This window comes from Caballeronia sp., from assembly GCF_049581465.1.
Taxonomy (GTDB): Bacteria; Pseudomonadota; Gammaproteobacteria; order Burkholderiales; family Burkholderiaceae; genus Caballeronia.
In genome coordinates this window covers 1-1,749 of the sequence record NZ_JBAUSA010000202.1, presented here as the reverse complement: position 1 = coordinate 1,749, position 1,749 = coordinate 1, and the positions used below count along the sequence as shown (strand labels likewise).

2 protein-coding genes are annotated in these 1,749 nt (G+C 58.6%); both read left to right on the top strand.

What is annotated here, in order from left to right; all coding sequences use genetic code 11:
• On the top strand, positions 1-731 hold a 731-nt coding region (locus tag WCA53_RS04990), incomplete at its 5' end, for a carbohydrate ABC transporter permease (protein WP_423906287.1).
• A 59-nt stretch (positions 732-790) separates the two neighbouring features.
• Positions 791-1,678, top strand: a complete 888-nt coding sequence (locus tag WCA53_RS04985; protein WP_423906290.1) for a carbohydrate ABC transporter permease — start codon at positions 791-793, stop codon at positions 1,676-1,678.
• Positions 1,679-1,749: the final 71 nt, after the last annotated feature.

The window sequence follows — 1,749 nt, the reverse complement described above, 5'->3', positions numbered from 1 at the left end:
ACATCAAGCTTTGGAACTGGACGTTCGAGGTCGATCCGCCGTCGAACTGGTACACGGCCCTCGTCAACATGGTTCTGTTTGGCGGACTCTACGTCATCTTCTGCCTCGTGCTCGGATTGACGCTCGCGATCCTGCTTGATCAGAAGATCCGCGGCGAAGGCATCCTGAGACCGATCTATCTCTATCCGCTCGCGCTCTCTTTCATCGTCACCGGCACGGCCTGGAAGCTTTTTCTCGATCCCCGCATCGGTCTCGAAAAAGCTGTCCACGACCTCGGTTGGACAAGCTTCCACTTCGACTGGGTCGTCAATCCGCGCATGATGATCTACTGCGTCGCGATCGCCGGCGTCTGGCAGACCTCTGGCTTTGTCATGGCGATGTTCCTCGCGGCGTTACGGGGCATCGACGGCGAGATCCTCAAGGCCGCACAGATCGACGGCGCCTCCGCCTACGCGACCTATCGGCGCATCATTATTCCGATCATGCGGCCTGTCTTCATGTCGGCTTTGATCATCCTCACCCACATGGCGATCAAATCCTATGATCTCGTCCTCTCCGTCACCGGCAAGAACCCGGGCGGCGCGGCCGAACTGCCCTCGACATTCATGTATTCCTACACCTTCACCCGCAATCAGATGGCGGTCGGTTCGGCGAGCGCGGTGATCATGCTCATGACCATCGCCGCGATCATGGTTCCCTATCTCTATTCCGAGCTGCGGGAGAAAAACTGATGACCGCCATTGCGGACACGCTTGCCGCCGCGCCATCCCGGGAACCGGCGCGCCATTCCATGACAACCCGGGTCGTCATCTACGGCGCGCTCGTCCTGTTCGCGATCGTCTACCTCCTGCCGCTCGTCGTCATGGTGATGACTTCGCTGAAACCGCTCGCCGAAATCACGGGCGGAAACATGTTCTACTTCCCGCATGACCTGACCTTCGAACCGTGGGAGAAAGCCTGGGGCACGTCCTGCGTCGGCCTGACATGCGAAGGCATCAAGGGCTACGTCTGGAATTCGGTGAAGATGGTCGTGCCGGCTGTCCTCATTTCGAGTCTGCTTGGCGCGCTCAACGGCTATGTCCTGACGAAATGGCGTTTCCCGGGACACAAACTCGTATTTGGAATGATGCTGTTCGCCTGCTTCATTCCGTTTCAGTCTGTGCTCATTCCGATGGCGACAATCCTCGGCAAGCTCGGCGCCATCGGGCAGACGCTCATCGACGCGACCGGCTATTCGTGGGGATTCGGCAATCCCACCGTCAACCTCGTCCTCGTGCATGTGGTCTACGGTCTCGGCTTCACGACGCTCTTTTTCCGCAATTACTACGAGACGTTTCCGACCGAGCTCATCAAGGCGGCGCAGATCGACGGCGCAAGCTTCTTCCAGATCTTTCGAAGGATCTTGCTGCCGAACTCTGCGCCCATCTTCATTGTGACGGTCATCTATCAGTTCACCAACATCTGGAATGACTTTCTGTTCGGCTCGACCTTCGCCGCGGGCGACTCGAGCCCAATGACGGTCGCGCTCTACAACATCGTGAACACGTCGACCGGCGTCATTGAATACAACGTCAATATGGCGGCTGCGATCATCGCCGCGGCTCCGACTCTCGTCGTCTACATCCTCGCCGGACGCTATTTCGTGCGCGGCCTGATGGCCGGCGCAGTGAAAGGATAAGCCCCCATGGCCACTCTCGAAATCCGTGCGCTCCGCAAGCGGTTCGGCAGCCTGGAAATTCTCAAGGGCAT

Excerpts from the sequence above, each read along its gene's own strand:
- WCA53_RS04985 (WP_423906290.1), top strand. The coding sequence starts at position 791 with ATGACAACCCGGGTCGTCATCTACGGCGCGCTCGTCCTGTTCGCGATC.